The 26091-nt window shown below is 53.5% G+C and carries 23 protein-coding genes; 14 read left to right on the top strand and 9 right to left on the bottom strand.

The genetic code is table 11. From position 1 onward, the window contains the following. Positions 1 to 18: 18 nt before the first annotated feature. Positions 19 to 1014: a lauroyl-Kdo(2)-lipid IV(A) myristoyltransferase gene (gene lpxM, locus G506_RS20170; protein WP_051202252.1), complete on the top strand. Its 996-nt coding sequence runs from the start codon at positions 19 to 21 to the stop codon at positions 1012 to 1014. Here the strand turns inward: lpxM and G506_RS0117865 are convergent. After that, on the bottom strand, positions 965 to 1246 hold the full coding sequence (locus G506_RS0117865; protein WP_028118058.1) for a GIY-YIG nuclease family protein: 282 nt from the start codon (positions 1244 to 1246) through the stop codon (positions 965 to 967). The genes lpxM and G506_RS0117865 overlap by 50 nt on opposite strands. A 349-nt stretch (positions 1247 to 1595) precedes the next feature. On the opposite strand from G506_RS0117865, the gene nrfA reads away from it, so the two are divergent. Together nrfA and G506_RS0117875 are read left to right on the top strand one after the other, a co-directional pair. After that, positions 1596 to 2945, top strand: coding sequence for an ammonia-forming cytochrome c nitrite reductase (gene nrfA, locus G506_RS0117870; protein ID WP_028118059.1), 1350 nt, complete (start codon positions 1596 to 1598; stop codon positions 2943 to 2945). A 221-nt stretch (positions 2946 to 3166) separates the two neighbouring features. Then, on the top strand, positions 3167 to 5092 hold the full coding sequence (locus G506_RS0117875) for an EAL domain-containing protein (protein WP_084631593.1): 1926 nt from the start codon (positions 3167 to 3169) through the stop codon (positions 5090 to 5092). A gap of 139 nt (positions 5093 to 5231) precedes the next feature. On the opposite strand, the gene G506_RS0117880 is transcribed toward G506_RS0117875, so the two are convergent. From G506_RS0117880 to G506_RS0117900, 5 genes are all read right to left on the bottom strand, one after another. Further along, a complete protein-coding gene (locus G506_RS0117880) occupies positions 5232 to 7886 on the bottom strand; it encodes a TonB-dependent receptor domain-containing protein (protein WP_028118061.1) in 2655 nt (884 codons plus the stop codon). A 94-nt stretch (positions 7887 to 7980) separates the two neighbouring features. Beyond that, a complete protein-coding gene (locus G506_RS0117885; protein ID WP_028118062.1) occupies positions 7981 to 10689 on the bottom strand; it encodes a hypothetical protein in 2709 nt (902 codons plus the stop codon). Between the two features lie 308 nt (positions 10690 to 10997). After that, a complete protein-coding gene (locus G506_RS20585) occupies positions 10998 to 11315 on the bottom strand; it encodes a DUF3135 domain-containing protein (protein ID WP_051202253.1) in 318 nt (105 codons plus the stop codon). Positions 11316 to 11406: 91 nt separating this feature from the next. Further along, positions 11407 to 12780, bottom strand: coding sequence for a sensor histidine kinase (locus G506_RS20180; RefSeq protein WP_051202254.1), 1374 nt, complete (start codon positions 12778 to 12780; stop codon positions 11407 to 11409). Next, positions 12771 to 13445 (bottom strand): response regulator transcription factor, encoded by a 675-nt coding sequence (locus G506_RS0117900; RefSeq protein ID WP_028118063.1) that lies wholly within the window; start codon positions 13443 to 13445, stop codon positions 12771 to 12773. Before G506_RS0117900 ends, G506_RS20180 begins: the two co-directional genes overlap by 10 nt. 263 nt (positions 13446 to 13708) lie before the next feature. Here G506_RS0117900 and G506_RS0117905 point away from each other — a divergent pair, with 263 nt between their 5' ends. After that, on the top strand, positions 13709 to 13987 hold the full coding sequence (locus tag G506_RS0117905; protein WP_028118064.1) for a YebG family protein: 279 nt from the start codon (positions 13709 to 13711) through the stop codon (positions 13985 to 13987). 55 nt (positions 13988 to 14042) lie between these two features. Here G506_RS0117905 and G506_RS0117910 read toward each other — a convergent pair whose 3' ends face one another. Then, a complete protein-coding gene (locus G506_RS0117910) occupies positions 14043 to 14378 on the bottom strand; it encodes an Mpo1-like protein (RefSeq protein ID WP_028118065.1) in 336 nt (111 codons plus the stop codon). A 64-nt stretch (positions 14379 to 14442) separates the two neighbouring features. After that, a complete protein-coding gene (locus G506_RS0117915) occupies positions 14443 to 15036 on the bottom strand; it encodes a Maf family protein (protein WP_028118066.1) in 594 nt (197 codons plus the stop codon). Between the two features lie 345 nt (positions 15037 to 15381). On the opposite strand from G506_RS0117915, the gene yceD reads away from it, so the two are divergent. The 10 genes from yceD to G506_RS0117970 all read left to right on the top strand — a co-directional run bounded on the left by yceD (position 15382) and on the right by G506_RS0117970 (position 24234). Continuing rightward, complete coding sequence (gene yceD / locus G506_RS0117925) at positions 15382 to 15921, top strand: 23S rRNA accumulation protein YceD (RefSeq protein ID WP_028118068.1); 540 nt, start codon at positions 15382 to 15384, stop codon at positions 15919 to 15921. A 12-nt stretch (positions 15922 to 15933) separates the two neighbouring features. Beyond that, complete coding sequence (gene rpmF / locus G506_RS0117930) at positions 15934 to 16104, top strand: 50S ribosomal protein L32 (protein WP_028118069.1); 171 nt, start codon at positions 15934 to 15936, stop codon at positions 16102 to 16104. A gap of 15 nt (positions 16105 to 16119) precedes the next feature. Beyond that, complete coding sequence (gene plsX, locus G506_RS0117935; protein ID WP_028118070.1) at positions 16120 to 17145, top strand: phosphate acyltransferase PlsX; 1026 nt, start codon at positions 16120 to 16122, stop codon at positions 17143 to 17145. Between the two features lie 8 nt (positions 17146 to 17153). Continuing rightward, a complete protein-coding gene (locus G506_RS0117940; protein WP_028118071.1) occupies positions 17154 to 18122 on the top strand; it encodes a beta-ketoacyl-ACP synthase III in 969 nt (322 codons plus the stop codon). 10 nt (positions 18123 to 18132) lie between these two features. Further along, positions 18133 to 19047 (top strand): ACP S-malonyltransferase, encoded by a 915-nt coding sequence (fabD, locus tag G506_RS0117945; RefSeq protein ID WP_028118072.1) that lies wholly within the window; start codon positions 18133 to 18135, stop codon positions 19045 to 19047. Between the two features lie 11 nt (positions 19048 to 19058). Continuing rightward, entirely contained in the window at positions 19059 to 19805 is a 747-nt protein-coding gene (gene fabG / locus G506_RS0117950) for a 3-oxoacyl-ACP reductase FabG (RefSeq protein WP_028118073.1), read from the top strand. A 162-nt stretch (positions 19806 to 19967) separates the two neighbouring features. Beyond that, a complete protein-coding gene (gene acpP / locus G506_RS0117955; protein WP_028118074.1) occupies positions 19968 to 20201 on the top strand; it encodes an acyl carrier protein in 234 nt (77 codons plus the stop codon). 67 nt (positions 20202 to 20268) lie between these two features. After that, entirely contained in the window at positions 20269 to 21510 is a 1242-nt protein-coding gene (gene fabF, locus G506_RS0117960) for a beta-ketoacyl-ACP synthase II (RefSeq protein ID WP_028118075.1), read from the top strand. A gap of 156 nt (positions 21511 to 21666) precedes the next feature. Then, entirely contained in the window at positions 21667 to 23769 is a 2103-nt protein-coding gene (locus G506_RS0117965) for an LruC domain-containing protein (protein WP_084631596.1), read from the top strand. Positions 23770 to 23778: 9 nt separating this feature from the next. Continuing rightward, positions 23779 to 24234, top strand: a complete 456-nt coding sequence (locus G506_RS0117970; RefSeq protein ID WP_028118077.1) for a hypothetical protein — start codon at positions 23779 to 23781, stop codon at positions 24232 to 24234. Positions 24235 to 24491: 257 nt separating this feature from the next. On the opposite strand, the gene G506_RS0117975 is transcribed toward G506_RS0117970, so the two are convergent. Beyond that, positions 24492 to 25979: a methyl-accepting chemotaxis protein gene (locus tag G506_RS0117975; RefSeq protein WP_028118078.1), complete on the bottom strand. Its 1488-nt coding sequence runs from the start codon at positions 25977 to 25979 to the stop codon at positions 24492 to 24494. Positions 25980 to 26091 lie beyond the last annotated feature (112 nt).

The following is a 26091-nucleotide window of genomic DNA, read 5'->3' on the forward strand; positions in this document are numbered from 1 at the left end:
ACCATAACGAGGGCAACCATGACATCTGCAACTGCGGTCCTACCGACGCCAGCGAACCGTTATCAGGTTCGCTTTTCTGCAAAGTTACTGTTACCACAATATTGGCCGGCATGGTTGCTGGTGGCGCTGCTGGCGCTGTTGGCATGGTTGCCGCTGGCGGTGCGAGTGGCGCTGGCGCGGGCTCTGCAACCGCTGATCCGACCGTTTTGTCGTAAGCCGGAACGCATTGCCCGGCGCAATCTGCAATTGTGTTTCCCAAAGCAAACCATTGCCGAGCAGCAACAACAGATTGAGCGACTGCGATTTACCTTCACCCTAACCGCTCTGAGTATCGGCACCTTAACGTTTCAGTCTCGGCAGCGGTTGCAAAGTCGCATGCGGCTGCAGGGATTAGAACACCTTCAGCAGGCGCGAAAGCAGGGCCGACCGGTGGTGTTTTTATTGCCCCACATGTTTGCCTTGGAATACGCCGCGGCGGCTTTAGCGATGACCGGATTGCCGATGGTCGGTTTTGTTAAACATCATCGAAATCCGGTGTTTAACTGGTTGAGTTGTCGCCAGCGGCTGCGTTTCGGCGGTCACCTGTTTCATCGTGATGGTGGCATTCGGGCGGTGATTGCGGCGCTGCGCCAAGGCCACAGCTTGTTTTATCTGCCGGATCAAGATCACGGCGCCAACCACAGTCAATTTGCCTCGTTCTTTGCTACCCAAAAAGCCACCTTGCCGGTATTGGGACGGATTGCGCGCAGCAGTGGTGCGTTGGTATTGCCGTTAAGTTGCGGCTTTTGTCATCAAACTGGGTTGTTAGATATGCAGTTGCAGGCGCCACTGCAATTGGAGCAACTTTCCAAGCCACAAGAGGCGCACCTGCTGAATCAGCAACTGGAGCAGCTAATTGCTGCGTACCCGAGCCAATATATGTGGTTTTTGAAAATCTTAAAAAGTCGTCCCGATGGCAGCCAACTTAACTATCGACCAGATCCAGCAGCGACCACTGCTGTGCAATCAAACTGAGCTTTTTTGCACGTGGCAGCTGCTTTACCTTGCGCTCTAAACGCAGCGCCATGCCATGGTCGCCGATCGGCTGCTGAAACTTTAGGGTGAGCGGCCCTTTGCCGCGCAAACTGCGGGCGGTTTTGGCGCCATTGGCTTGGTGCTCGCCAAAGCGGCGGCTGACATCGGTGCTAATCCCCGCATACAACTGGCCATTGGCGGTTTCAATCAGATATAGGCTCCAGTTGGACATGGCAGACTCGATGGCAAAAATAGGAATTCAGCGGCTACTGTAGTGGCTGTCTCCAAGCAATACCAGCACCGCTGTTGGCATTGTCGAGCAGCTCGGTGCTAATCGAGGTTCGGTCGGTTGCTTGTTCAGCACACCTGGTAAATCACACCCGCTTCAATGGCTTGGCCACTTGGTTACGCTCGCTAAAGTGAGATCAAAGGTGGATTTTATTGGCAACTTTAACTGTTACCAGTGATCTTGGTGGCAATTGTCATGCTGTATTCACTAGTGGGTATATATTGCGAGGTAGGCCACTTTTAATCTGTCGCCGAAATTGCGACGTCGCCGCTGACGTCCAAGAAGGATGACGATGAAAACTTTAAATAAAATCATGCTCAGCATGGCTCTGGCGAGCGCCACTGCAACTGCGGCGATTCAAGCCGATAACGAATCTTGGCAGCAACAGTTCCCAACTCAATACCAATCTTGGAAAACAACCTCTGAGAAATCAGAGATTGTGGATGTGATTGCTGAAGATCCGAATCTGGCGGTGCTCTGGGCCGGTTACTCTTTTGCTAAGGAATACAACAAGGCGCGAGGCCACTATTACGCCCTGACTGACGTCACCCAGATCCTGCGTACTGGTGCGCCGAAAAGCGATAGCGACGGTCCACAACCGGCCGCCTGTTGGTCTTGTAAATCTCCTGATGTGCCGCGCATGTACCAACAAGTGGGCGAGAGCAACTTTAACAAAGAAGCGTGGGCCAAGTGGGGCGCAGAGATGAGCAACAACATCGGTTGTGCTGATTGTCATGCCGCCGGCTCTGCCGACCAAGTGATGACGCGTCCATACGCGGAGCGGGCGATGGAAAAAGTCGGCTTACCATTTGCAGAGCAAGATGCCGAGATGCAGGCCGCACAAACCTGTGGTCAGTGTCACGTCGAATATTTCTTTGACAAACAAGACAGCCAAAACGTGCGTTTCCCCTGGGAACACGGCTTTACTGGTGAAGGCGCAGAGAAGTTCTACGACAGCATCGGCTACAGCGATTGGACTCACCAGATCTCTAAGGCGCCGATGCTAAAGGCTCAGCATCCGGAGTTTGAAACTTGGTCGACCTCGATGCATGCCGACATGGGGGTGACTTGCATTACCTGCCATATGCCAAAGAAAACCAATGCTGCCGGTCAAGAGTACTCCGATCATAACGTTGGTAACGCGTTTGCTGCCTTTGATTCGGTCTGTGCCGATTGTCACGACAGCAAAGAGGAGATGGCACAGCTGATCGAGTCCAACAAGCATGCGGTTAATGACGCTAAATTGGCAGCAGAAGCGGTGATTGTCCGTGCTCACTTTGAGGCTAAAGCCGCGTGGGACGCCGGTGCTAATGCCGATGAAATGGCGCCAGCGCTGCAGCTGATCCGTAAAGCTCAGTGGCGTTGGGACTTCGCGATTGCCTCTCACGGCATTCACGTTCATAACCCATCAGAAGCGCTGCGACTGCTGGCCGATGCCAAGGCGATGGGCTTACAAGCGCAAGTGGCACTGGCTAACGTGTTGACCAAGTATGCGGTGGCGCAGCCGGTGGCATTGCCAGATCTGTCGACTAAAGCCGCGGCGCAAAAAGCGGTTGGTCTGGACATTGAAAAAGACCGAGCCGACAAGCAGCAGTTCCTAAAAGAGGTGGTCGAAAAGCAGTGGGGTATGGAGCTGCACTGATCGGCTTCGCCCTAGCAGCGTCCTGCTAGTGATAATTCGGTTTGATAGACCCAGCGTCATTGCTGGGTCTTTTTGTATCTGGAGCAAAAATGTAATCGTTGACCATTTACATTGTCACTCCCCCAATATCGCCTGCAAGCGTCTATTTTTTAGGAGCTTATGTTTGATTTGATGCAGCGATTTGCAATCTGCATCCTCGGGGCTGAGATGGAGTTCAGAGCATGACCCTATATCGTCGAATGTTTCTGCGGTTATTGGTGGCCAACCTAGCGATACTGCTGGTGCTGGCACTTACCGCTGGTGCGCTGCTGCGGTGGCAACTGCAAAGCCAGCAACAGCGTGATCTGCAATACGATCGCCAATGGTGGCAAAGTGAACTGCGTCAGCAGGGGTATCTGCAATTCAGCACGCTGATGCCGTCGCCGAATAACAGCTTGCGGCGGATCCAAGGTCGCTATGCCGGGCAAAGCCAGTTGCGTGACTTTTCGACCCCCCAATCAGTCCCGAAGTGGCTGCAAACGCTGGGATTATTTGCGCCTATCGAGCAGCAGTTGCGGGTTAACGTCGGTGAAGGTTCGGCACAGCTTACATTAACCAGCAACGAGCTGGCCTACAGCCAACGGTGGCTGCAAAGCTGGCTAACCCAAGTGTTGATGTTAGCGATAGCATTGGTAGTCGTATCGCTGTGTTTGTCGACCATCATGCGGCGGCAATTGCGGCCGGTTGCGGCGATTACTGAACAGTTGGAATCGTTAGGCCATCTGAAATTTAATCCGCCATTGTCGGTGGCTGGTGGGCCAGAACTGGGACGGATCGCCACCGCGGTTAACACCTTAACCAATAAATTGCGTTGGGAACTGAACGGTCATCAGCGGCAATTGGACAACCTAAAGCAAGCGCTATTAACTGACTCGGTGTCGGAACTGCCAAATCGTGCCTTCGTCAACGACCGCCTGAGCAGCTGGTTAAAACAAACCAGTGAGGGGGCGCTGGCGCTTATCAGCCTAAAGTTTTTGGAAAATATTCGGCAGCAATTTGGGTTTCAATATCGAGATCAGCTGGTTTCCCAATTTGCTGCGGCGCTGCGTGAAATCGATCACCACCACCACGGTGCCATCGTCGCGCGCCTCAGTGCCGAGGATTTTGTGGTGCTGCTAAGCGGCAATGAGTTGCAACCTGCACTGGACTGGTTGCTCCGCTGCTGTCAGTCGTTGGTGGAAGATGGCGATGTTCACCAGTTGCACCCTTACGGCATTGGGGTTGCCCGCAAGACTGATCAAAACAGCGCTGAACAACTATTGGCGGAAGCTGACAGTGCCTTGTTGCGATCGTTTTCTGGTGACCAACCACTGTGTTGGTTTGGCTCCCATTCAGAGCCGGCACTGTGCCGGCAACAGTGGTATGGAGTGCTAGATAAAGCACTGACTCAAAATGAGTTTCGTTTCTTTGGTCAGGGTATTGTCGATCGCGCCGGTGATCGCATTCAGTACCAACTGCAAACCGAGTTATTGGTGGATGGGACGCTGCGCCCAGAGGCTGAGCTGCAGCCCTATCTAACCATGTTGCATCTGGGACTGCGCTATCAGCAGGCGAAACTGCGGGCGCTGACCGCGTTAGAACCGTGCTTTACCCCAATCTCGGTCAATGTGCCCAATTACTGCCTGCAGAGCAGCGAGTATTTGCCATGGCTTACCGACCTACTGCAGCAGCGAACACTGCCGCTGCGGTTTGAGATCAGTGAATCGTTGGTGCTGAACTACCCCAAACAAGTGCAACAGCTTCGCTTAGAGCTGAAAAATTATGGTTACCGCTTTGGTGTGCGTGATTTTGGTTTACATCTAGTTGGCATCGACTACCTTGGCTGGCTCAAGCCCGATTTTGTGGCCCTAGACGGCAGCGTAATTCAAGGGATCGACAACGCCACTCAAGCGCAGGTGATCAGCACCATGCTCAATGTGCTGCAGACCTTGAACGTTGAATTGTTTATCGCTGGCATTGGCGACAGTCAGATGTTGGACAAGATCGAACCGTTGCCCTTCAACGGTTACCTGACCTGGCAGCCGCGAACCAGCTTATCAACATTGAAGTCCAAAGCCTCGGTTACGCCGTTGCTGGCAACGTTAGAAAAGCCACTTGAGCAGGGGTGAATCCTTAGACTGCTGGCTGTTACTGTTAGCGTAAACAAGGAAAACGCTAATCGCGACAACCCCAAGCCCCTGCTCAAGTGGGAGAACAGCAGATATCGGTCAACAACGCCAACCATTGCGGTTGGCGTTGTTGTTGTGGTTAGAAGTTAAATGAAAAGGTGAGGGTGTATTCGCTGCCGTTTTGCTTGTAAAACACCCGTTGCCCCTCTTGTTGGTATTCGCTCTTTTCATCCAATAGATTCTTGACCTTAAATTTCAGCGCCAGTGATTCCAGTGGGTAGTAGGCGTAGCTGAAGTCCAGCGAATTAAACGGCTGTTCGTAGACGTCATCCAAGCCCGCGGTACCGGCGTAGGCGATGCGGTCACCGAAGATGTTGTACACCAAGGTGGCGGAGTGCAGTTGGTCAGGCGAATCAAAACTCAACTGCATGTTGGCCACCCATTCGGAGTGACCGGTCATCCGCCGCTTGAGGTTGGTGGGGTTGATATTGCCCGCTGGGGAGATTTCGATTTCCGAATCGCTTAAGGTCAGATTGCCGGCGAAGAATAGGCCATCGAGCCAGTCCGACTGCGGATCGATAAATCCCAGCTCTTGGTGAAATTCGGTTTCGATGCCGTATAACTTGCCGCTGTCGGCGTTTTGAAAGGTCAGCAGGGTGTCCTGTTCGGTGACCACCTGTACCGATTCGATTGGCGCTTCTAAGTCTTTATAAAAGGCGGCGACCGAGAGGTTGCTGCCGCTTTCCATATACCACTCCCAGCGGGCATCGACATTGATGATGTCTGAACTCTCCAGGGCGGCGTTGCCGATCATATCAAAGCCCGAATCGGGATCTTGGAAGCGCACCGGCGCGACCTCTCGCAGATCGGGGCGAACCACGGTTTTTGATAGGGCTAACCGCCACTGCATCTCGTCGTTTTGTACCCAAGTGGCCGAAATTGACGGGAACCAACCGTCTTCGGCGGTCAGATAGTCACTGATTTGGTTAAGGCCACCTTCGTCGGAGATATCGCCATCGGCGGTCAGTGGCAGCACCGCTTGTTTAAAGTCTTCATAACGGACGCCGCCGCTGACGCGGAGGTTATCGGCCCAGTTCAGATCAAACTCGACAAAGCCGGCGTCGATCATCTGCGCCGCTAGGTAGTCGTCGGTTTCTGAGGTGGTGTCCAACAGCTTAAAGCCGTTGGTGCTGTTTTGGATATTGGCGTCGCTGAAGATCTCGGCAAACTCACCTTGCAGAATGTCGCTGTTAAAACCGGAACTATCAAAGGCCAGACGGGTCGATTGCGCATCGCGGTGGCGCTCAAAATAGTTATAGCCGCCTTTGACGGTGATTTCGGCATCGCCAAGCGTCAGCGGCAGCGCCAGTTGATAGCCATAGTTTTCGGTATCGTCTTTGAGCAGACTGTAGCGATACACCGCCGAGTCGGCCCGGCCTTGCAGCGCACGACTGGTGATCTGGCCATTGCTATCTTGGGCGATGGAGTAGCGATAGGCCAGTTCATTTGGGGCATCACGCTCGGCGCGGGCGTCGGTGTAGAACCAGTTGGCTTGGATATCCCACAGAGCAGCAAAGAAGTGCTCGCCGCGGATCTGGTTGCTGACTAGGGTGCGCTCTTCATAGTCGATGTCGTACTGCTGCAAGGCGCTGTCTTCGTCGATGGTGTCGATGGTTTCGTTGATTGACACCGACACATCATCGGAGCTGTCATGCAGGTAAGTAGTGAAGGTCTCGATTTTGTGGTCATCGGTAAACTCCAGTCCCATGTTGGCCATCAGCGACCACTGCACGATTGAATCGCTGCCTTCAACGACTGAACTGGTGGCGATATCGCCGTCGCTGCTGGCCAGCTCAACCTCTTGTTTTTGGTAATTATCCACTTGGTTTTTGTAGTAACCGCCAGTGACAAAGCCCCAGCGCCAGTCGTCGTTCAGATCAAACTGGTTGCCGATACTGATGCTACCGCGATAACCGGGATCGGCGTCTTTGTGCTCAACCGTCATATTGCGATTCATCGCCAGCGCCAAGCTTTGGTTGATGGCGATCGCTTGGTCGATATCGCCAATAGCGCGAAAGATGTCGGTTTGGCTGATGCCACCGTAGCTGTCGTAGGCTTGGCTGATCACCGCAGGTTCGGCCCGTAAGCCATCGTCTTTGCCCCAAAAGTCATCGGCTCCGGCGTAGGTTAGGCGGTCATCGCTGTGATTGCTGCTGTATTGGGCGCCGATGCTGGCCTTGATAAAGAACTCATCGGGGATGCTTTTGGTGCGAATGTCGACATGACCACCACCGAAGGCCGCGGGGGCTGAAGGCGAGGCGCCTTTTTGCACGCTCAGTGATTCGATGATGGCGGCGGGAAACATATCCAGCGGCAAGACGCTGCGGGTTGGATCTGGCGAGGGCACCATGGCGCCATTGAGCGAGGTGCTGGAGTAGCGCTCACCAAGACCGCGAACGTAGATGAATTTGCCATCGCGTAGGGTCAAACCGGTTACCCGGCGCAGCGCCGCCGCGGCATCGGAATCGCCAGTGCGGCCAATTTGTTCGGCGCCCATCAGATCGGCAACATAGGGCAGCTCACGGCGCTCTTCAATCACTTCCGAGGCGACCCGTTGTAAGCGGCCAACCACTGAGATCACTTCAACGTTGTGGCTGTCGACTTGGGTGTCATTGGTTTCTTCAGCGATAGCAGCCGGAGTCAGCGCCAGCAGTGACAGTGCGTTAGCAATGGCCAGCCCCACTTTATTGCTGCTAAAGCGTGGCTTAAGAGAGGTAGGGGATGAGGTGTTCATTGTTTGGTTGTTCCTAGTCCATCGGAAACGGCAGCCTTGGACGGCTATGCGGACGAAAAATCGGGGCAGCTTTAATCGCTGCCCCAAAGACCTGTTATGGGGCTGGGACGAAGCTCCAGCCAGCAGTCCAGTCGTTGTCGCCATCAAAGGCACCGATGTAATTGGTCGCGTCAAAGAAGCTGTCGCTGCTTAAGTCGCTGCCATTGCCCAAAGCGATAGAGCTGGCGGTTGGCATGCCATCGGTGAGCGCCACGGTGGCCGCTTGGTTGCCGGTTTGGGCGAGGAACCAGGTTTCTAGGTCGAAGTCGGCAACGTCGCTGTCGTTCTTAAACGCTTCGCTGCAGTCGATGATCGAATGAGTGATGGTTAAGTCGCCGCTGGTGGCGTTGCCGATGGTGTCGCTGCCATCAAACTCTAAGCATTCGCCGCTGCCCACTTTGCCTTTGACAATCAGGTTAGCGATGGTGGCAGAGGTAGCCACCCGCAGGATGATCCCTTCGGCGTCGTCACCGGCGCTGTTGCTGCCAGCAGCAGGCAGGATGGTGACGTTGGATAGCGTCGGCTTGGAGGTTGGGTTGCCCAGTGGATCGCTCTTGGAGCTGTCGCCCTCGATGCCACGGTTGGCTAAGCCATCCTCTTGGGTGATGTAGATGTACTGCCCTTTGCCGGTCCAACCGTTGGTCCAGTCGAGTGAATCATCGAAGTTATCGGTCAGATAAACGTGCTTGATGTTGACCGCACCGCCCCAGAATTCGACGCCATCGTCGTTGTTTTGGTGCACTTGAATGTGATCCACCATGGTGCCAGAGCCGACGCCACCAAAACTGATGCCATTCATCTCTTGGGTGTCGTTGATCTTAAAGCCACCGTGTTTGACCACCACATAGCTTAAGCGGCCGCTAGAGTCGCTGTTGTCGTTGCCGCCGTAGAGGTGGTTACCCACTTCAAAGCTGACATCGCAGTTATTGGTGTCGGCACAGGTATTGACCAAGCCGTTGCCCAGCAGCACTAAGCCGCCCCATTGGCCGCGATCGGTAGCTAGGCCGGCAACATCTTGGAACGAGGTAAAGGTGATTGGCAGCTCGCTGTTGCCGTTGGCGTGGATCTGCGAGCCACGACTGATCACCAAGTAACCGCCATCATTGCCGTAGATGGTGGCACCGGCCTCGATCCCTAAGGTCGTACTATTTTGGTTATCGCCACCGATAACTACCGCGCCATCGAGTTTATAGACGACGTTGCTGCCCGCCAGTAGGGTAATGTTGTCGGTGATATTGCCACTGAGGGTACAGGCCAAGTCGACGCCTGCAATCAAGGCGGCGTCGGCGCTGTCGTTAACGGTTCCGGCCGGGCAGGTATTCAGCGGCGCAAGGGTTACAGGGGCAGACACGGCGTCATGGATGGCGGTGGTCCAGTTTTCGGTCCAGTCGCTGCTGCCATCAAATGCACCGATATAGGCGGCATCTTCAAGGCGGGCATCGGTATTGGCCAGATCGGTTTTACCACCGCTCAGAGCCGGGGAACTGCTATTGGGCTGATAGCCGGAAAGATCCGCCGCCGCGACGATGTTGCTGGTTTCGCTGGTAAACCAGCCTTCGACATCAAAGAGGCTGACGTCATTTTCTTTTGGATCTTTAAACGGCTCGACACAGTCGATCAGCGAGTGGGTCATCAGCAGTTCGCCGCCCTCTGCGTTGGCTACGGTATCACTGCCGTTGATCTCTAAACATTCACCGGTTTCTAAGCCGCCTTTGATGAGGGTGTTATACACCTTGGCGCCGGTGGCGACCCGGAATAGCACCCCTTCGGCGTCATCACCGCCGGCGTTGCTGCCGCCGCCCAGTTGCAGGGTGATGTTTGATAGGGTTGGCTGTGACATTGGTGTGCCCAGTGGATCGCTTTTGGAGTTGTCGGCTTCAATGCCGCGGTTGGCGGTGTTGTCTTCGGTGCGGATATAGACGTGCTGAGCACTGCCTTGCCAGCCATTAGTCCAGTCCAGTGAGTCATCGAAGTTATCGGTCAGTACTACGTTACGAACCGAAACATTACCGCCCCAAAACTCGATACCATCGTCGTCGTTTTTGTGTACTTGCAGATGCTCAACCACGGTGCCCGCGCCGACGCCAGCGAAGGAGACACCGTTAAGTTCTTGGGTGTCGTTGATCTTAAAGCCGCCAAATTCGACCCGAACGTATTTTAGGGTGCCAGAGCTATCTTCAGTGTCGTTGCCGCCATAGAGGTGGTTGCCCACTTCAAAGCTGACATCGCAATCGGCCAAATCGGCGCAGGTGTTTACTGGGGCATTCCCCAACAGCACTAGGCCGCCCCATTGACCGCGTTCGGTGGTTAGGCCAAGGCCAGACTCGACCGAGGTAAATACAATTGGGTTAACTTCGGTGCCCTCGGCATTGATTTGTGAGCCGCGGCTGATCACCAGATAAGCGCCGCTATTGCCGACAACGGTGGTGCCAGCCTCGATGGTTAGCATGGTGCTATCTTGATTGTCGCCGCCGATGACCACCGCGCCGTCCAACTCCCACACGACATCAGCGCCAAGAGTGATGTCGATGGTTAAATTGCCAGAGAGCGTCCAGACCTCTTTGCCGCCAATGCTGGCAATGTTGCTGGAGCGTGTGGCAAAGCCGCCGTACTTCTGTTCGGTGGGGGAGTCCACATTCGGTATTGTTGGGTTACCAGCGTCTGGCTGATCGGCGCCGGTATCGACGTTGATGTCGCCACCGCAGGCGGCCAGCAACAGGGCAGAGGAGAGAGCGCTAAGTTTAAGGCGTCGGTTTGATTTCATTATTAGCTCCGGCTATCGGATTTGGGTTACAGGCGAAAATGGATGCCGCAAAAGCTAATAAGGGTTTGTGATCAATTTGTTGCCACTGGGTTTCTGTGTGGTTAGCGTGCCATGTAGTTGCGATTACAGATCGGTGTCGCTTTGATGACTGTCGGTTACTATTCGCAAGTCGCAAGTCGCAAGTCGCAAGTTGCTAGTTGCTAGTCGCGCTAGCTCAATGATTGCTGGTCTTCAAAAAGTGCGATGAGATAGCCGGTGGGATTGGCTTGTCAGCAAGGGGGCGATCAGGTTAGTCAAACCCAAGCGAGTTAAGGCGTTCGTTGCTGTGGTTTGAGCAGCGATACCACGTCGGCATCTTGGTGCGACTGTTGTTGGTTGAGCAGATCACGTAGGTGCAACACCTTGTCGTGCATCATCTGGCTGGCAACCAGCATCCGTTGCGTCGGATTACTGCAGCGGTCGAGGCGAGTGTCGAGGTTGTGTTGCAGTGCCTGCAACCGGGCTTGGTGGGACGGATTGGCATTAGCGATGGTGTCGCTGATTAGTTGCTGCCGCAACTGCTCGAACTGTTGCGGGTGGTTTTGTGCCAGTGCCAGCAGTTGATCAAAATTAGGTAGCGATGCCATCTTGCCACTCCGCTTTGATTGTCCGGTTTAAAAAAAGACTAAGACAATCAAAACTGAAGTTGCAACGATTTTTTAACCTTGGGCGTCAGGATTATGGCAGTGTGGTTTGGTTGGCAAGGGTAATGCTGACTTTGGCGCCACCAAGGCTGCTACGGCCTAACAGCACTTCACCACCATAACTGTCGGCAATTTCTTGACATACGGCTAACCCAATTCCTTGACCATCGCTGCGTTCATCGGCGCGCTCGCCGCGACGTAGCAGTCGCCCTAAGTCGTCGGCGCCAAAGCCTTGGCCATCGTCTTCGATAACGATTTGATTAAAGTGGTTACGTTTAAACAGCGATACTCGAACTTGACTGCGGGCAAAGCGGTAGGCGTTGTCCATGGTATTGCCAAGCAGTTCCATCAGATCAGAGGGGTTACAGGGGATTTGGCCATTGTCGTCGCTGACGATCTGACAATGCAGTGCTTTTTCGCGATACACCTTACTGAGCATCTGTCGCAGTTGGTCGGCGACGTCGGGCAGATCCGCTTGCTCTACCGTTAACCCTTGGCGGCCAAGGCTCGCTTTGCGAAGTTGGTATTGCACCAGTTGATCCATCTGCAGCAGTTGCTGGTCTAGCAGTTGCCGCTGTTGCGGATTCTGTTGATCGTCTAGCAGCGCGTTTACCGCAGCAATACGGGTCTTTAAACTGTGCGCCAGATCGTTCATCGCATGCTGATAACGCTCACGGCGCTGTTCGCTTTGCTCGAGCAGATCGTTGATAACCATGACCAATCCTTGCAGTTCTTGCTCCGAGATTGGTTGCAGTCGCTGTCGATCACCAGACAGAATTTGCGACAACTGACCATGCAAAGCGAACAGCGGGCTAACCCCCCAGCGCGAAGCCAGTACCAGTAAGCCCAGCACGACTATCAGCAGCAAGGTGACCTTGATGATCCCATCGCGGTTACGCTCAGACAGTTCAAGCAACAATTGATCCGCCGGTTGCAGTATCGCGATGGTAATCACCTGCTCGGGGGTTTCCAGCGGTACCGGAACCAAAAAGTAGCTGTTACCGTCGTTCAGTTGGATGGCGTCGCGGTAGCCAATGCTAGGGCGCTGCTTGGGGGTATCGCAGATGCTATTTAAGCCCGCCTCTTGCATCCGCTCGGAACGATATAACACCCTGCCTTGGCTATCACAGATGTTGTAGAGCAATTTGCTTTCGAGATATTGCTTGCTTTGCTGCCAGCCATCCATCGGCAAGCGGTATTCGCCCTCACGAAACTCACGATCAAGAAAGCCCAACTTGGATATCGCCTCGGTGGCGGCATAGGTGTAGGCCTTCGCGTGATTCTCGTTGCGCTGAAGGGAATACAGGTAGATGGCGAAGATGGCAAAAATCACCATCGCCACGGACAGTACGCGGCGATAGATGGTTGGGTAACGAAGACCCGAGATTGGGTTGCGATTTAGCGACATTCGTCGTTAAAACGATAACCTTGGCCGCGGATGGTTGATACCGGGTTAACCATGCCGTTGCTGGTGAGCTTCTTGCGGATCCGTGAAATCATCACTTCAATGGTGTTTGGATCGCCTTCACGATCTTCATACAGAACGTCCAGCAAACGCTGCTTGGATACCACTTGCTGATGATGGCGGATCAGGTATTCCAATACTTTGTATTCAAAAGCCGTAAGTTCGAGCAGATTGCCAGCAACAGTAACCCGGCGACCGGCCAGATCCAGCGTCAATTCGCCGCAGTTGATTTGGGGTTTGACAAAGCCATCACTGCGCCGCACGACCGCTTGGGTGCGGGCAATTAACTCTTCGATACGAATTGGTTTAACCAGATAGTCGTCGGCACCGGCGTTCAGTCCCTCGACTTTCTCTTGCCAGCTGCCACGAGCGGTCAACACGATGACTGGGAAGGTTTTTCCCTGTTCACGAAGACGGCGGATCAGTTCGATGCCATTGCCGTCAGGCAGGCCGATGTCGACGAGCGCCACGTCAAGAGGATAGTTATTGGCTTGAAATTCACCCTCGCTGGAGCTGGCGGCAGTCACGACTTGGTGACCGTAGTCGCTCAACTGAGTTTTCAGGTGATGGCTTAATAGGGCATCGTCCTCGATAACCAGAATGTGCATAAGGCGTATTCACTCGGCTTGGTGATTCAATGGGGCGCGATAGTGTGCCATTGCAACGTACAAGCTAGCTGTACAAATGCTTAACCCATAATACGCTTTATCGCAGATTGTCGCTAAGTTTATGCGGTGATCACACTCAGCTGTTTAAGGGGTGTGCAATTGGCTCAGATTTTCGGCTTTTTTATCAAATACTGTTTTTTTATCCAGTGTCTGCTGTTAAGCTTTAGCTTGGATGAAATTACAACAACAAGAAGGGCACAATCATGGCGGTAATCGTCAAGTACGTTGTCGAACGTAACGGTGAGGAAGTGATGACTTTTTCCAGCAAGCAGCAAGCCGATGCCTACGATAAAATGTTGGATTTAGCCGATGAGTTGGTGCCGTTTTTGGCTGCGTCAGAACTGCTCGAGGAAGCCAAACAGGAAGAACTCGCGATGTATCTGGCCAAGCATAAAGATGATTTGATGAATCTACTCAAGGGCAAAAAGCCAGTGGTCAAAGCCCGTGCAGCGGCCAAACCTAAAGCGAAAAGTGCTGCTTAGTAAAAACAGTTAGCAAAAAGCCAGTATCGTTGTCAGCGATGCAGGCTTTTGTCGTTTAGGGGTATTTGACTAGGGCGGCGGCCAGTTTTTGTGGCAGTTGGCCGGTTAGCCAATCCTTAAGCATGACCCAGTCGCCAAGGAAGCTGTACAGCGGATGTTTAAAGGTTGCAGGCTTATTGTGCTCAAAGCCGAAGTGACCAATCCAAGCGCAGCCATACCCCACCAACAGTGCGGTCCACAGCCATGGCCACAACTGGTTGATGACTAGATAGGCTAGCAGTACCAGTACCCCCAGTGAGCCAACATAGTGCAAAGCGCGGCAGCGGCGATCGCGATGTTCACTGAGATAGTAAGGGTAGAACTCGGCAAAAGAGCCAAACCGTGATGCCAAAACATCCTCCTTGTTGTTCTAGTTAGAATATTGAGGCATCACGGCAGGAGGGCGGTTTGAGCGTTTAAGCTTGGCTTGCCAGCACGTCGATGCCTTGATTGGCCAACATCTCACCCAAGGTAATTAATGGCAAGCCGATCAGAGTATTGGGATCGCGACCTTCTAAACGGTCAAACAGCATGATGCCTAACCCTTCACTTTTAAAACTGCCGGCACAGTTCAGCGGTTGCTCGGCGCGGACGTAACCGGCAATTTGTGCCGCGGTCAGTGCCTTGAAGTGAACATGGAACGGCTCGACCACGGTTTGCGCTTCACCGCTGTCGCTATTAAGCAAACACAGGCCGGTATAAAAGGTAACGGTTTTGCCAGAGGCGGCAGTTAACTGGGCAATGGCGTTTTCAACGGTATGCGGTTTACCCAAAATTTGGCCATCCACCACCGCCACCTGATCCGAACCGATAACTAACGCATTGCGATGACGAGCCGCCACTGCGGCGGCTTTTAACTGCGCCAGTCGACCAACTAATTGTTCAGCGCTTTCGCCGGGTTGCGGGGCCTCGTCAACTTCGGGCTTGTCGCATTCAAATGGTAATCCCAGTTTGGTTAAAATTTCGCGGCGAAAAGGGGAGGTTGAACCGAGGATCAGGGTCTGTTGCATGGGAATTTGTTTCATACCTAATTAAATGATGATCAGTGTCGCTTTACATTATGACTGCACCGTCGCAATTGGCGGTTGTTGGTCAGCCTGTTATCTCGATTACGCGACCCTGAATTGTGGGGGTTAACCACACGCTAGCGGCCAGATCGGCTATCAGCTGTTGATTAAGGCAGCAAAGGGTACCAAAGGGCGTTGACAGCACCAACACAAAGCCGTAAAAACCTCGCGCTTGTGAAGTGATTTTACTCGCTGCATCAAGGACGCCATCTTCCGGTAGGATCGGGGCCATCCTGAGGCTAAATTTATTTTGACTCATGTTGGCACTCCCGATAAGATGCGCGGCCTATGCAAAAAGTACGAATTCCAGTTACGCTAAATCCGTCTCGGTGCGCGCAACGCCGCTTGCGCTATGAAGGTATTCTTCCTAGCAAGGTGTTAAAACGTGTCAACGGCGCTAGCGCTGGCGACTGCAAGGACATTGACGTTTCCGTTGAATGCGGTGTCGATGCTCAGGGGATAGTCTACCTTTCGGGGAAGGCTGTGACGGAGCTCACTCTGACGTGTCAACGCTGTATGGAACCGGTAAATGTACCTGTCGCAGTTGAATTCGCATACAGCCCTGTGACTGACGATTCACAGATAGATGAGCTCCCGGACGCTTATGAGCCAGTCGAACTCGACGAAAATGGTGAAGTACAGCTCCACAAACTGATTGAAGATGAAGTGTTACTCTCTTTCCCAATCGTGCCGTCGCACGATACCGAAGAGTGCAACATGGCATCACGCGATTTGAGTGTGGGTCAAATAGCTGAACCTGAACCTGCTTATGAGCGTGCGAAGAACCCGTTCGCGGTGTTAGAAACTCTTAAGCGAAATCAAAACTAGGAGATTGGGGCCATGGCCGTACAGAAAAGCAAAGTAACCCGTTCCCGTCGCGGCATGCGTCGTTCCCACGATGCACTGACCAGCGCACAACTGTCTGTTGATGCGACCTCTGGTGAGAAGCACCTGCGTCACCACGTGACTGCAGACGGTTTCTACCGTGGCAAGAAGGTAATCAACCTGTAAGGGTTGCTTCCGAGCTTGTTTAGTCTAACCCTTGCGTTAGATGCCATGGGGGGCGACAACGGCCCCCATGTCACAGTGCCTGCAGCCTTGCAGGCATTGTCGCATTATCCCCACCTAAATCTTATTCTTGTGGGCGATCACGTTGCTATCCGCGATGTGCTCGCACGTCACCACAGCGCAGAATCATCACGTCTGCACATTGTCCATGCTGAACAGGTGGTACCGATGGCTGAAAGGCCAACGGTGGCATTGCGTACCCGCCGTCAAAGTTCGATGCGAATTGCCCTCGATTTGGTCAAAGAGGGTAAAGCTGATGCCTGCGTCAGTGCTGGAAATACCGGCGCCTTGATGGCGATGGCCAAAGTGGTGCTGCGGATGTTGCCTGGGGTTGACCGTCCCGCCTTAGTCGCCCCGTTGCCAAGCGTTAATGGCAAGCCGGTATACATGCTGGATTTGGGCGCCAACGTGGTCTGTGATTCCGATACCTTATTCCAATTCGCGGTGATGGGCTCGGTGCTGGCGCACGAAGTCGGCGGCGGCAACGAACCGAAAGTGGCGTTGCTGAACGTAGGCTCAGAGCAGATCAAAGGTAACGATCAGGTGCAGCAGGCAGCACAATTGCTGCAAGATTGCCCGCAAGTGAACTATGTTGGTTTTGTCGAGGGTGACAGCCTGTTCAGCGGTAAAGTCGATGTCATCGTCTGCGATGGCTTTGTCGGTAACGTTGCCTTGAAAACCTCTGAGGGTGTCGCCAAATTACTGCTGCAACAAGTGCAGGACGCGATCGCTGGCAACTGGCTGGCAAAAATTTTCGGTTATTTGCTGAAAAAACGGCTTAAACGACTGAATCAACACATGAACCCCGACCAGTACAATGGCGCCAGTTTGTTAGGATTGCGCGGTATTGTTGTCAAGAGTCACGGAAACGTTGATAGCACCGCGTTTTTTCACGCCATTGAACAGGCGATGAAACAGGTGCAACAACAGGTTCCGCGACAGATCAAAGACCGACTTGAGTCGGTGCTACTGGAAAAGTCGTAACTCTTTCTATGTATACAAAAATTCTTGGTACTGGCAGCTTCCTGCCGGCACAGGTGCGCAGCAATGCCGATCTGGAAAAGATGGTGGATACCAGTGATGACTGGATCCTAGAGCGTACCGGCATCCGCGAGCGTCGTATCGCTGCGGCAAATGAAAACGTCACCACCATGAGTGTGGAAGCGGCTAAGCGGGCGATCGAAGCGGCTGGCATCGATGTCAATGAGATTGATCTGATTGTCTCTGGTACCTGCAGCGCGCCAAACGCGTTTCCATCGTCGGCTTGTGAAGTGCAAGCGGCACTGGGGATCACTAATGGTTGCCCGGCGATGGATGTGGCGGCGGCGTGTTCCGGCTTTATCTACGCGCTGGACATTGCCGATAAATTTATCCGTACCGGCAGCGCCAAAAAGGCGCTGGTGATTGGTGCCGATATTCTGTCGGAAGTGTGTGACCCAGAAGATCGCTCTACCATCATCCTGTTTGGTGACGGTGCGGGTGCGGTCGTGGTGGGCGCATCCGAAGAGCCGGGCATTTTATCGACTCACATTCATGGTGACGGTCGTCATGGCGCCTTGCTGCGTGCGGGTCGCCCAACTCGCTCTAAGGAACCAACGGTTTCTGGGGCGGAAGATTACATGTTTATGGAAGGTAACGCGGTATTTAAGCACGCGGTTACCCGCCTAGCCCAAGTGTGCGAGCAAGCGCTTGAGCACAACGGCATGGAAAAAAGCGAACTGGATTGGTTGGTGCCACACAACGCCAACTTCCGCATCCTGCAAGCCACCGCCAAGAAATTGGGGATGAGCATGGATCAAGTGGTGGTGACCCTGGATCAACACGGCAACACCTCTTCTGCCTCAGTGCCAATCGCACTGGATATGGCGGTTCGCGACGGTCGCATTCAACGTGGCCACAACTTAATGCTTGAAGCCTTCGGCGCCGGCTTTGTCTGGGGCGCCGCGGTGATTAAATACTAAGGATTAACCGATGAGCAACGCATTCGTATTCCCAGGTCAAGGCAGCCAAGCGGTTGGCATGTTGGCTGACGTGGCTGCTGAGCATCCAGTGATTGAGCAAACCTTTGCTGAAGCATCGCAGGTGTTGGGTTTTGATCTGTGGGCACTGGTTCACAACGGCCCAGCCGAGCAGCTAAACCAAACTCACAACACTCAACCGGCGCTGTTAACTGCATCGGTAGCATTGTACCGCGCTTACCTGGCTAAAGGTGGCGAAGCGCCAGCACTGATGGCCGGTCACAGCTTGGGCGAATACTCGGCGCTGGTGTGTGCTGGTGCGATTGAATTTACCGATGCGGTGAAATTGGTCGCTCTGCGTGGCCAACTGATGCAACAGGCAGTGCCTGCCGGCGTTGGTGCCATGTCGGCCATCATTGGCTTGGACGACGCCGCCATTGCTCAGTGCTGTATTGACGCAGCCGAAGGTCAAGTGGTGTCGCCAGTGAACTTCAACAGCCCAGGCCAAGTGGTTATTGCCGGTCATAAAGAAGCGGTGGAACGTGCCGGTGCGGCGTGTAAAGCGGCTGGTGCCAAGCGCGCATTGCCACTGCCAGTTTCAGTGCCATCCCACTGCGCGCTGATGCAACCAGCGGCAGATCAGCTGGCGGTGGCGCTGGCGGATATCGAGGTTAAAGTGCCTGCAATCAAGGTTATCAATAACGTTGATGTGGCGGTTGCCGACAGCGCTGAAGCAATTAAAGATGCGCTGGTGCGCCAGTTGCATTGCCCTGTTCGTTGGACTGAATCTGTGGCGGCGATGGCGGCTCAAGGGATTACCGAACTGCGTGAAGTTGGCCCAGGCAAGGTACTGACTGGCCTAACCAAGCGAATTGATGGTTCTCTGGCGGCGTCGACTTTGAACACCCCAGCGGACTTGGCTTTTTAAGGAAGAAACCGATGAGCATTACTTTAGATTTAACGGGTAAAGTTGCCCTGGTAACCGGCGCCAGTCGTGGTATCGGTCGTGCCATTGCCGAGCAGCTAGCTACCGCTGGTGCGGTAGTTGTGGGTACCGCCACCAGCGAAGGCGGTGCTGCAGCGATCAGCGACTACTTGGGTGACAACGGCACTGGTATGGTGTTGAACGTGACCGAACCGGCGTCTCTGGATGCACTGTTTGCTGAGATTAAAGCCAAATATGGCGACATCGACGTGTTGGTTAACAATGCTGGGATCACCCGCGACAACCTGATGATGCGCATGAAGGATGACGAGTGGACCGACATTCTTGATACTAACTTGACCTCAGTATTCCGCACCTCTAAAGCGGTACTGCGAGCGATGATGAAGAAGCGCAACGGTCGCATTATCAACATCGGCAGCGTAGTGGGCACCATGGGTAACCCAGGTCAGGTGAACTATGCCGCAGCCAAAGCGGGCCTGTTAGGCTTTACTAAGTCTCTGGCCAAAGAGGTGGCAAGTCGCGGAATTACCGTCAATACTGTCGCTCCAGGCTTTATCCAAACCGACATGACTGATGAGCTGAACGAGGCGCAAAAGTCTGCCATTATGGGTCAAGTTCCAGCCGGTCGTTTGGGCCAAGCGCAAGAGATCGCCGATGCGGTATTGTTCTTAGCCTCTGATCGTGCGAGCTACATCACAGGCGAGACTTTGCACGTCAATGGTGGCATGGTGATGGCATAACGCCATCGTGCAGATATCTACGCTGATTACGTAGCGAACGGCTGCAAATTGGCGACGAATTTCGTGGTTTGACCACAATGCTAAATGCTTGCAATGTGGTTTTATTCGAATAAACTAGACCGCATTTCTACGCTACTGCGTACTTGAACAGGAAAGTAAAAAATGAGCAACATCGAAGAACGCGTAAAGAAGATCATCGTTGAGCAACTGGGCGTTAAAGAAGAAGAAGTAAAAGCTGAAGCTTCTTTCGTTGACGATCTGGGCGCTGACTCTCTGGACACCGTTGAGCTGGTAATGGCTCTGGAAGAAGAGTTTGACACCGAGATCCCAGACGAGGAAGCTGAGAAGATCACTACCGTTCAGTCTGCTATCGACTACGTTCAAGCTAACCAATAAGCTGAATACCCAATTTTTTAAAACAGGCGGCAGATAAGCCGCCTGTTTTTTGTTTGCGGAGGTCAACGTGACTAAACGTCGCATTGTAGTTACTGGTCTGGGCGCTATTACCCCAGTAGGTAACGATCCTAAAACTGCATGGAGTAACGTACTGGCCGGTCAAAGCGGCGTGGGTCCAATCCCGCACTTTGATGCCAGTGATTTTGCAGTGCAATTCTCTGCTTCGGTAAAAGACTTCAACGTTGAAGATTACCTAAGCAAGAAAGAAGCCCGCAAAATGGACTTGTTTATCCAGTACGGTCTGGCCGCTTCTCTGCAAGCGATCGACGATTCCGGTCTGGAAATTAACGAAGCTAACGCTCACCGCATCGGCGCCGCTATTGGCGCGGGCATGGGCGGTCTGCAGCTGATCGAAAGCAACAAAGCCACTTTGGATAAATCCGGCCCACGCCGTATTTCGCCATTCTTTGTGCCTTCTACCATCATCAACATGATTGCCGGTCACCTGTCGATCATGAAAGGCTTTACTGGTCCAAACATCTCTATCGTGACCGCGTGTACCACTGGTGTGCACAACATCGGTCAAGCAGCGCGAATGATCGCATACGGCGATGCCGATGTGATGATCGCCGGTGGCGCAGAGATGGCAACCACTGAGCTGGGTGTGGGCGGTTTCGCTTCCGCTAAAGCGCTGTCTACCCGCAACGATGAGCCACAAAAGGCTTCTCGTCCGTGGGATAAAGACCGTGACGGCTTTGTGATTGGCGATGGCGCTGGTGTGATTGTGCTGGAAGAGTACGAACACGCTAAGGCCCGTGGTGCTAAGATCTACGCCGAGCTGGTTGGCTTTGGTATGAGCGGCGACGCCCACCACATGACTTCACCACCGGAAGACGGTCGTGGCGGCGCGGCAGCGATGCAGAACGCCATCAACGACGCTGGCATTGAAGTGACCAAGATCGGTTACATCAACGCCCACGGTACTTCCACTCCAGCGGGTGATATCGCTGAAGTGAACGGCGTGAAGAAGGTGTTTGGTGAGCACGCTTACCAACTGATCATGGGCTCCACCAAGTCGATGACTGGTCACCTGCTGGGTGCGGCTGGTTCGGTTGAAGCGATCTTCACCATCAAAGCACTGCACGAGCAGATCGTACCGCCAACCATCAACTTGGAAAACCCATCTGAAGGTTGTGATTTGGACTTCAACGCCGGCACTGAAGCTCGTCAAGTGGAACTGGAGTACGCGCTGTGTAACTCCTTCGGCTTTGGCGGCACCAACGGTTCGTTGCTGTTTAAGCGCGCGTAAGCAAGCGTTGCGCTGATGCTAAAAGGGCTTCCTTCGGGAAGCCCTTTTTCGTTGCAATTTGCAACTCACTGGAGAAATTTCCCTTTATTACAGTCGCTTGCCAGCTTGGCATCAAAGTTTCATTAACCGTCACGATTGTGTTCGAGATGAGGATTGATGATGAAACCGAATGTGCGGACGTGGCTACCGCCACTGGCCACCGGACTGGCGCTGTTGAGCAATCATGCTCTTGCGACGCCTTTTAACGATTGTCCGACCCAAGCCTACCTATTTCAGCGCTCGACCGTGGTGGTCTACGGCGTCGATTTGGTCACCGGCGCTTACCAAGTGCTGACTGATGACATTGGCATTCCCAATAACGTCAATGCGGTTGGGTTTAATCAAAGTGACCGCTACCTGTATGGCTTTTCCAAAGAGTATAAAGATGTAGTCAAGATGGGCGAAGACTACCAAGCCAGTCGGTTAAACGTGACCGGCATGCCCAGCGGTGTTCATTTCTATGTTGGTGATGTGCATAACAACACCTTTTGGACCTATCACAAAAACCATGGCCTCTACGCCATCAACCTTGATGAGTCGGCGGCAGATTTTGCCGAGGCGCGAAAAATCGAGGGTGCTGATACCAGCATGAACTTGACCGACTTTGCGTTTCACCCCAGTGATGGTCAATTGTATGCAGTGGATAACAGCAGCGGCGATCTGTATCAGATAGACACCAGCGATGGCAGCAGACAAGTGCTTGGCAACACCGGGGTTACCGGTACCTTTGGCGCCGGATTTTTTGAACAGAGTGGCTACTACTACATCAGCCGCAATAGCGACGGCAATATCTACCGGATTGATCTTCGTAATCCGGCGCAACTGGATGCGACCGCCGAATTTTTTGCCGATGGTCCATCGTCCTCTTCCAATGATGGTGCGCGCTGCGCCTCGGCGCCGGTGATTGCCGAAAACGTTGATTTTGGTGATGCACCAGACAGCTACGGCACACGGATGGAGTCTAACGGGGCACGGCACAGTTTGGCGCCGGCAGGGCCAATGCTTGGCAGTTTGGTGGATGCGGAGAGTGACGGTCTGCAAGCACCTTGGAGCGACGACAGCCGTGACCAAAGCGACGAAGATGGCATTGCTTTTATCAATGGCTTGCGCGTCGGTACTGCGGCATTGGTGCAGGTACAGATAGGTCGGCAAGGCGGTTATCTGCAAGGGTTTATCGACTGGGATGGCAGTGGCGATTTTGATCAAGCGAACGAGCAAGTGTTTGCCGATCAATATCTGGATGTCGGTAGCCATCAGTTGTCGATTGCAGTGCCTAACAATGCGGTACCAGGGATTGTGCAAACGCGATTCCGGATAGCTTCCAACAGTGGTATTCGCAGTCGCGGTGGTGCGCCGGATGGCGAGGTGGAAGATCATATCGAGGTGGTGCTTGGCGATGGCAGCAGCCAAAGCCATTATCCCAGCGCCAGTAGCTTTGCCACCATCGCCTTTGAAGATCGGTGGCCGCGGATGCCGGACTACGATATGAACGACGTAGTGGTCGATCTGCGCTTTACCCAAACGTTGCAAGACGGTTTGGTTACAGCACTGAAAGTGGAAGGGCAGTTGCGCGCCTCTGGCGCCAGTTATCACAATGGCTTAGGGCTGCGCTTACCGGGGATCCCCGCCAGTCAAATTGGCAGCGGATCCAGTTTGACCACCACCAGTCAGAGTATCGCCAATGCGGGCCAAGAAGCTGGGCAAACCGATGCGGTGTTCATCATTAGCAATGATCTGAAGTCTGAAATCAGCAAAAGCTGCCTCTATTACCGCACCATTAGCGGCTGTGATGATGGCATGCAGTTGGCCTTTACCTTGGAGATCGCCTTCAGTCCCGGTGTCGCGCCGCAGCAGATGCCACAGGCACCATTTGATCCGTTTATATTCGCGACGCCGGGTAAGACTCGCGGTGGTTTTGATGGGATCCCGGGGCGTGGGCTTGAGATCCACCAAGCGGACTATCCGCCAACGGATCTGGTCGATAACCAATATTTTGGTACCCATCAGGATGCCTCCAATCCCGGCAGCAATGTGTACTACCGTACCAGCAACAATCTGCCGTGGGTGCTGGAATTTGATCACCGCTGGGATTACCCCGCAGAGCAGCAAGATCTGTTGCAGGCTTATCCGCAGTTCGAGCAATACCTGCTGTACGACGGTGGCCAATATCAAGATTGGCACCAACGTCAAAATGCCAATAGCGGCTTACTGTTCGAGTAGGAGTGAATGATGAACAACAAACCCAGTTTAGCGATTGCAATAACCTTGGTTCTGACCGCTTGCGGGGGTGGTGGCGGTAGCAGCAATGAAGGCAACGCGCCCGCGCCAGCACCAGTGACCACAGCACCGGAACCTGCGCCAGCGCCAACCAGCACTGCCGAGTTAGTGGCTTCGCCACAGATGGATTTTGCCAGCTGCGATCAACTGCAGGTGTTGGTAAACGCGCCGGAGAACAGCTTTGTTGCCGCATACTATGAGTTTGAGCAAAGCGGCACGGGCTTTGTTCCAAACTATCAGCAGCGCCAGTTGTCGGGGCTGGTGGTTGATGGCCAGTTTCAAGCTAGCCTAATGGCTCCAGATCAGCAGCAGTCGATACTGGTCGAGCTATGGCCGCCAGGGGCGACGGAGCCCCAGCAGCGGCGCTTTGAGTTATCTCAAGGGGTGATTCGCTGGCAGGTAAACTGATCCGCTGGCTGTTTTAGGGCGTGTTGACTTTTGGTGTTCAGAATTTGGTCGAGGATAGCGGCTGTCAATTGAGGAATGCGATTGAAGGCATAGTGGCTCTACGTCGAAATCGCATGACGAAGAGTGACAGCTGCTAGTCCGACCCTGCGAGGCGCCCCTTAGCGAGCACTGAACGGCAATATTGACCAACCAAGATCAATTGGCTGTCAAAGTAGCAAATGGTGGGCGCAAAAATATACAGCAAAGGTCAACGCACCCTAGTTACTGATGGCGCTACCACTGGTGGCGTCATCATTTATTAACTCTTGTAAACCATCACTGAGCCGGCGCATCGCCACCACGTTGGCAGCCAAACTGCCTGCCTGATGTTGCACTTCAACGGCGACCAAAGAGGTTGATTCGGCGCTGCTGTCCATCTGCACACTGGAGGCGCTAACCTCATTGGCGACTTGCTGTTGTTGGTGGACTACTTTCATTAATTTAGTCAGATCGCTGTGGTTATCGGTGATGTCGTTGATAACCCCATTAAGCTCTTCAACGGTATCGTGGATCACCGCGCGGCCACTTAATACCTCTTGGTGCGATTGCTCTAACATCTGGCGGATCTCGCTAGCGGCGGCATTGGTTTGTTCAGCCAGCATCCGTACATGCTCCGAAACTACCGCAAAACCGCGGCCATGTTCGCCTGCACGGGCACTTTCGATGGCAGCGTTCAGCGCCAAAAGATTGGTTTGCTGGGCGACTTTGGTGATCAGATCTGCGGCGGTGGTGATCTGTTCATTGGTGGCCAAAATCTTGTCGATGGCGTCGGTCGAGGCTTTTAGTCCATGTGAACTGGTTTGCGCTTTGGCGGCAATGCTTTCACCGCGCAGATTCAATTCGGAAACGAACTGACCGGCTTGCTCCATCCCTTGATTTAACTGCTGCAGTCGTTCATTAACGTAAACGCTCGCTTGCGATTGGTTGACGCAGTTGGCTTTCAGTTGGCCAGTCTGACTTTCCAGTTGCTCAGCTTGCTGATCGAGCTGTTCGGTGATGGTGGTTAAGGTGCCCGCATTGGTTTGTAGATGATTAAAAACCCCGGTTAAGTGCGAATGCGCCTGTTCCGATTGCTGCGCCGCTAACTCGGCGTTGTGTTGTTGTTGCTGCGCTTGGCCAATCGCTTGTATGCGTTGTTTGGTATTTAGAATTAGGGTAACCGAGATCAGCAGCATCGAGCCGATAAAGGCGATCACCGATTCGATTTGGTAGCGCTCTGGCGTCAATCCCATCTCAGGAAATTGGTGGCCGGCGAAATCGGCGGCGACCATCGCGATGGCACCAGCCATAACAATCAGCGCCCAGCGACAGGCTACTTGTAGTGAGGTGCCGGTAAAGTAGGCGGCGATGATGGCGGCAATCCACAGCGATTGGTTGGAATCGATTACCCCACCGGATTGATAAACCAATGCCAAAATATGCAGCGCTGCGGTGGCGAACGCGGTGTTGACAGCACCGGTTAAACTGGCGCGATATTTAACGAAAAATAGCGCTAGGAGCTGTCCAATGGCCAAGGTAACCGAGGTGAATACCAAAACGGATTGTTCGGCGACGTGCCACTTAAGCGCGCTTAACACCGCAGCCAATAGCGTACACAGCGCCATTACCACCAACGCTTCGGCATTTCGCTGTTGCTCGTGATCCCACGGTTGTTGCTTTGGCATTAGCCGTGATAGCCAGTTGCTCTTGGCAGTAGCTGGTTGCATATAAAGTCCATTTCATTGGCATCATTTGTTGCAAATGGTTTGAGATTTGCAGCCCAGTTACCCTGTGCCAGATCAAAGAAATCGGACTGTGGTTGGCTTTCAACCGTTGGTA

It is taken from the genome of Ferrimonas senticii DSM 18821, from assembly GCF_000422665.1.
In the GTDB taxonomy this organism is placed as follows: domain Bacteria; phylum Pseudomonadota; class Gammaproteobacteria; order Enterobacterales; family Shewanellaceae; genus Ferrimonas; species Ferrimonas senticii.

What these genes read in the sequence shown, in the direction of transcription:
- lpxM (WP_051202252.1), top strand. Translation starts at nt 19, where the DNA reads ATGACATCTGCAACTGCGGTCCTACCGACGCCAGCGAACCGTTATCAG.
- G506_RS0117865 (WP_028118058.1), bottom strand. Translation starts at nt 1,246, where the DNA reads ATGTCCAACTGGAGCCTATATCTGATTGAAACCGCCAATGGCCAGTTG.
- nrfA (WP_028118059.1), top strand. Translation starts at nt 1,596, where the DNA reads ATGAAAACTTTAAATAAAATCATGCTCAGCATGGCTCTGGCGAGCGCC.
- G506_RS0117875 (WP_084631593.1), top strand. Translation starts at nt 3,167, where the DNA reads ATGACCCTATATCGTCGAATGTTTCTGCGGTTATTGGTGGCCAACCTA.
- G506_RS0117880 (WP_028118061.1), bottom strand. Translation starts at nt 7,886, where the DNA reads ATGAACACCTCATCCCCTACCTCTCTTAAGCCACGCTTTAGCAGCAAT.
- G506_RS0117885 (WP_028118062.1), bottom strand. Translation starts at nt 10,689, where the DNA reads ATGAAATCAAACCGACGCCTTAAACTTAGCGCTCTCTCCTCTGCCCTG.
- G506_RS20585 (WP_051202253.1), bottom strand. Translation starts at nt 11,315, where the DNA reads ATGGCATCGCTACCTAATTTTGATCAACTGCTGGCACTGGCACAAAAC.
- G506_RS20180 (WP_051202254.1), bottom strand. Translation starts at nt 12,780, where the DNA reads ATGTCGCTAAATCGCAACCCAATCTCGGGTCTTCGTTACCCAACCATC.
- G506_RS0117900 (WP_028118063.1), bottom strand. Translation starts at nt 13,445, where the DNA reads ATGCACATTCTGGTTATCGAGGACGATGCCCTATTAAGCCATCACCTG.
- G506_RS0117905 (WP_028118064.1), top strand. Translation starts at nt 13,709, where the DNA reads ATGGCGGTAATCGTCAAGTACGTTGTCGAACGTAACGGTGAGGAAGTG.
- G506_RS0117915 (WP_028118066.1), bottom strand. Translation starts at nt 15,036, where the DNA reads ATGCAACAGACCCTGATCCTCGGTTCAACCTCCCCTTTTCGCCGCGAA.
- yceD (WP_028118068.1), top strand. Translation starts at nt 15,382, where the DNA reads ATGCAAAAAGTACGAATTCCAGTTACGCTAAATCCGTCTCGGTGCGCG.
- rpmF (WP_028118069.1), top strand. Translation starts at nt 15,934, where the DNA reads ATGGCCGTACAGAAAAGCAAAGTAACCCGTTCCCGTCGCGGCATGCGT.
- G506_RS0117940 (WP_028118071.1), top strand. Translation starts at nt 17,154, where the DNA reads ATGTATACAAAAATTCTTGGTACTGGCAGCTTCCTGCCGGCACAGGTG.
- fabD (WP_028118072.1), top strand. Translation starts at nt 18,133, where the DNA reads ATGAGCAACGCATTCGTATTCCCAGGTCAAGGCAGCCAAGCGGTTGGC.
- fabG (WP_028118073.1), top strand. Translation starts at nt 19,059, where the DNA reads ATGAGCATTACTTTAGATTTAACGGGTAAAGTTGCCCTGGTAACCGGC.
- acpP (WP_028118074.1), top strand. Translation starts at nt 19,968, where the DNA reads ATGAGCAACATCGAAGAACGCGTAAAGAAGATCATCGTTGAGCAACTG.
- G506_RS0117965 (WP_084631596.1), top strand. Translation starts at nt 21,667, where the DNA reads ATGATGAAACCGAATGTGCGGACGTGGCTACCGCCACTGGCCACCGGA.
- G506_RS0117970 (WP_028118077.1), top strand. Translation starts at nt 23,779, where the DNA reads ATGAACAACAAACCCAGTTTAGCGATTGCAATAACCTTGGTTCTGACC.
- G506_RS0117975 (WP_028118078.1), bottom strand. Translation starts at nt 25,979, where the DNA reads ATGCAACCAGCTACTGCCAAGAGCAACTGGCTATCACGGCTAATGCCA.